The following is a 5059-nucleotide window of genomic DNA, read 5'->3' as shown; positions in this document are numbered from 1 at the left end:
CTACACAGTGGACGCAAGCAACTATGGACAAGCCCTCGGCCTATTAGTACCGGTCAACTCCACCCATTACTGAGCTTCCATATCCGGCCTATCAACCCGGTCGTCTACCGGGAGCCTTACCCCCTTAAAGAGGTGGGAGCCCTCATCTCGAAGCAGGCTTCCCGCTTAGATGCTTTCAGCGGTTATCCTTTCCGAACGTAGCCAACCAGCCATGCCCTTGGCAGAACAACTGGCACACCAGAGGTCCGTCCGTCCCGGTCCTCTCGTACTAGGGACAGCCCTTCTCAAGACTCCTACGCGCACAGCGGATAGGGACCGAACTGTCTCACGACGTTCTAAACCCAGCTCGCGTACCGCTTTAATGGGCGAACAGCCCAACCCTTGGGACCGACTCCAGCCCCAGGATGCGACGAGCCGACATCGAGGTGCCAAACCATCCCGTCGATATGGACTCTTGGGGAAGATCAGCCTGTTATCCCCGGGGTACCTTTTATCCGTTGAGCGACGGCGCTTCCACAAGCCACCGCCGGATCACTAGTCCCGACTTTCGTCCCTGCTCGACCCGTCAGTCTCACAGTCAAGCTCCCTTGTGCACTTACACTCACCACCTGATGACCAACCAGGCTGAGGGAACCTTTGGGCGCCTCCGTTACTCTTTAGGAGGCAACCGCCCCAGTTAAACTACCCACCAGACACTGTCCCTGATCCGGATCACGGACCCAGGTTAGACATCCAGCACGACCAGAGTGGTATTTCAACAACGACTCCACCACCACTAGCGTGATGACTTCACAGTCTCCCACCTATCCTACACAAGCCGAACCGAACACCAATATCAAGCTATAGTAAAGGTCCCGGGGTCTTTCCGTCCTGCTGCGCGAAACGAGCATCTTTACTCGTACTGCAATTTCACCGGGCCTATGGTTGAGACAGTCAAGAAGTCGTTACGCCATTCGTGCAGGTCGGAACTTACCCGACAAGGAATTTCGCTACCTTAGGATGGTTATAGTTACCACCGCCGTTTACTGGCGCTTAAGTTCTCAGCTTCGCCCCACCAAAAGCAGAGCTAACCGGTCCCCTTAACGTTCCAGCACCGGGCAGGCGTCAGTCCGTATACATCGCCTTACGGCTTCGCACGGACCTGTGTTTTTAGTAAACAGTCGCTTCTCGCTGGTCTCTGCGGCCACCCCCAGCTCACCCAGCACATGGGATCACCAGAAGAGGCCCCCCTTCTCCCGAAGTTACGGGGGCATTTTGCCGAGTTCCTTAACCATAGTTCACCCGAACGCCTCGGTATTCTCTACCTGACCACCTGAGTCGGTTTAGGGTACGGGCCGCCATACAACTCGCTAGAGGCTTTTCTCGACAGCATAGGATCATCCACTTCACCACAACGGCTCGGCATCAGGTCTCAGACACATGTTGCACGGATTTACCTGCACAACGCCCTACACCCTTACCCCGGGACAACCACCGCCCGGGCTGGACTACCTTCCTGCGTCACCCCATCACTCACCTACTACCCCCTCGGATCAGCGGCTCCACCACACCCACACCACTCAAAGAGCAGCACGGGGGGCTTCACGGCCTTAGCATCAGAGGATTCGATGTTGGACGCCATACAGCGGGTACCGGAATATCAACCGGTTATCCATCGACTACGCCTGTCGGCCTCGCCTTAGGCCCCGACTTACCCTGGGCAGATCAGCTTGACCCAGGAACCCTTAGTCAATCGGCGCAAGAGTTTCCCACTCTTGTATCGCTACTCATGCCTGCATTCTCACTCGTGAACCATCCACAACTACCTTACGGTGCTGCTTCACCCGGCACACGACGCTCCCCTACCCACCCACACACCCGTTAAGGCTACCTGTGTGAGTGACACGACTTCGGCGGTGTACTTGAGCCCCGCTACATTATCGGCGCGGAATCACTTGACCAGTGAGCTATTACGCACTCTTTCAAGGATGGCTGCTTCTAAGCCAACCTCCTGGTTGTCTCTGCGACTCCACATCCTTTCCCACTTAGCACACGCTTAGGGGCCTTAGTCGATGCTCTGGGCTGTTTCCCTCTCGACCATGGAGCTTATCCCCCACAGTCTCACTGCCGCGCTCTCACTTACCGGCATTCGGAGTTTGGCTAAGGTCAGTAACCCGGTAAGGCCCATCGCCTATCCAGTGCTCTACCTCCGGCAAGAAACACACGACGCTGCACCTAAATGCATTTCGGGGAGAACCAGCTATCACGGAGTTTGATTGGCCTTTCACCCCTAACCACAGGTCATCCCCCAGGTTTTCAACCCTGGTGGGTTCGGGCCTCCACGACCTCTTACAGCCGCTTCACCCTGCCCATGGCTAGATCACTCCGCTTCGGGTCTAGGGCACGCTACTCAACGCCCTCTTAGGACTCGCTTTCGCTACGGCTCCCCCACACGGGTTAACCTCGCAACATACCGCAAACTCGCAGGCTCATTCTTCAAAAGGCACGCAGTCACGACCGCGCATGACAAGCACACACGGCGACGCTCCCACGGCTTGTAGGCACACGGTTTCAGGTACTATTTCACTCCGCTCCCGCGGTACTTTTCACCATTCCCTCACGGTACTATCCACTATCGGTCACCAGGGAATATTTAGGCTTAACGGGTGGTCCCGCCAGATTCACACAGGATTTCTCGGGCCCCATGCTACTTGGGTGATCCTCAAGCAAGTTGCTGACGTTTCAGCTACGGGGGTCTTACCCTCTACGCCGGGCCTTTCGCATGCCCTTCGCCTACATCAACAATTTTTGACTCGCCGACCGGCCGGCAGACCGATCAAGAGAACTCCCACAACCCCGCACACGCAACCCCTGCCGGGTATCACACGCCCGCGGTTTAGCCTCATCCGGTTTCGCTCGCCACTACTCCCGGAATCACGGTTGTTTTCTCTTCCTACGGGTACTGAGATGTTTCACTTCCCCGCGTTCCCTCCACACTGCCTATGCGTTCAGCAGCGGGTGACAGCCCATGACGACTGCCGGGTTTCCCCATTCGGACACCCCCGGATCACAGCTCGGTTGACAGCTCCCCGGGGCCTATCGCGGCCTCCCACGTCCTTCATCGGTTCCTGGTGCCAAGGCATCCACCGTGCGCCCTTAAAAACTTGGCCACAGATGCTCGCGTCCACTGTGCAGTTCTCAAACAACAACCAGCCACCCGTCACACACCCACACAGGAGTGCTACACCGGGACCGGCACCAAAGGACCACAGCCACCACGGCCGTGCCCTCAGACACCCAACAGCGCACCCGGCCCACCCAGCAGACCCGTCCGCGTTCCACACCCCCACAGAGGCAGTACTAACCAACGAACCCACCAAACAGACCGAATAGTCAACGTTCCACCCATGAGCAACCAGCATCGGACACGCGCCGATGTACTGGCCTCTGCCAGCCAGCCGAAACTGACCAGAAGACGCTCCTTAGAAAGGAGGTGATCCAGCCGCACCTTCCGGTACGGCTACCTTGTTACGACTTCGTCCCAATCGCCAGTCCCACCTTCGACGATTCCCTCCCCACAAGGGGGTTAGGCCACCGGCTTCGGGTGTTACCGACTTTCGTGACGTGACGGGCGGTGTGTACAAGGCCCGGGAACGTATTCACCGCAGCAATGCTGATCTGCGATTACTAGCGACTCCGACTTCATGGGGTCGAGTTGCAGACCCCAATCCGAACTGAGACCGGCTTTTTGAGATTCGCTCCACCTCACGGCATCGCAGCTCATTGTACCGGCCATTGTAGCACGTGTGCAGCCCAAGACATAAGGGGCATGATGACTTGACGTCGTCCCCACCTTCCTCCGAGTTGACCCCGGCAGTCTCCTGTGAGTCCCCACCACCCCGAAGGGCGTGCTGGCAACACAGAATAAGGGTTGCGCTCGTTGCGGGACTTAACCCAACATCTCACGACACGAGCTGACGACAGCCATGCACCACCTGTACACCGACCACAAGGGGGACCGTGTCTCCACGGTTTTCCGGTGTATGTCAAGCCTTGGTAAGGTTCTTCGCGTTGCGTCGAATTAAGCCACATGCTCCGCCGCTTGTGCGGGCCCCCGTCAATTCCTTTGAGTTTTAGCCTTGCGGCCGTACTCCCCAGGCGGGGAACTTAATGCGTTAGCTGCGGCACGGACGACGTGGAATGTCGCCCACACCTAGTTCCCAACGTTTACGGCGTGGACTACCAGGGTATCTAATCCTGTTCGCTCCCCACGCTTTCGCTCCTCAGCGTCAGTATCGGCCCAGAGATCCGCCTTCGCCACCGGTGTTCCTCCTGATATCTGCGCATTTCACCGCTACACCAGGAATTCCGATCTCCCCTACCGAACTCTAGCCTGCCCGTATCGAATGCAGACCCGGGGTTAAGCCCCGGGCTTTCACATCCGACGCGACAAGCCGCCTACGAGCTCTTTACGCCCAATAATTCCGGACAACGCTCGCACCCTACGTATTACCGCGGCTGCTGGCACGTAGTTAGCCGGTGCTTCTTCTGCAGGTACCGTCACTTGCGCTTCTTCCCTGCTGAAAGAGGTTTACAACCCGAAGGCCGTCATCCCTCACGCGGCGTCGCTGCATCAGGCTTGCGCCCATTGTGCAATATTCCCCACTGCTGCCTCCCGTAGGAGTCTGGGCCGTGTCTCAGTCCCAGTGTGGCCGGTCGCCCTCTCAGGCCGGCTACCCGTCGTCGCCTTGGTAGGCCATCACCCCACCAACAAGCTGATAGGCCGCGGGCTCATCCTGCACCGCCGGAGCTTTCCACCACCAGACCATGCGGCCGGCAGTCGTATCCGGTATTAGACCCCGTTTCCAGGGCTTGTCCCAGAGTGCAGGGCAGATTGCCCACGTGTTACTCACCCGTTCGCCACTCTTCCACCACCGAAGCGGCTTCATCGTTCGACTTGCATGTGTTAAGCACGCCGCCAGCGTTCGTCCTGAGCCAGGATCAAACTCTCCGTGAATGCTTTCAACCACTCACGAGAGCGGCACCACGCCGGGAGGAATAACCCCGACCGGTGCACAGC

General features: G+C 58.0%; 2 rRNA genes. Both read right to left on the bottom strand.

What is annotated here, in order from left to right:
• Window positions 1-23: 23 nt before the first annotated feature.
• Window positions 24-3149 (bottom strand): 23S ribosomal RNA (locus OSB71_RS23955).
• Window positions 3150-3465: 316 nt separating this feature from the next.
• Window positions 3466-4996: ribosomal RNA gene (locus tag OSB71_RS23950) — 16S ribosomal RNA — on the bottom strand.
• Together the 16S and 23S rRNA genes form the textbook arrangement of a ribosomal RNA operon.
• Window positions 4997-5059: the final 63 nt, after the last annotated feature.

This window comes from Streptomyces marinisediminis (genome assembly GCF_026262575.1).
Lineage (GTDB): Bacteria > Actinomycetota > Actinomycetes > Streptomycetales > Streptomycetaceae > Streptomyces > Streptomyces marinisediminis.
This window is presented reverse-complemented; position numbering and strand designations above follow the sequence as displayed.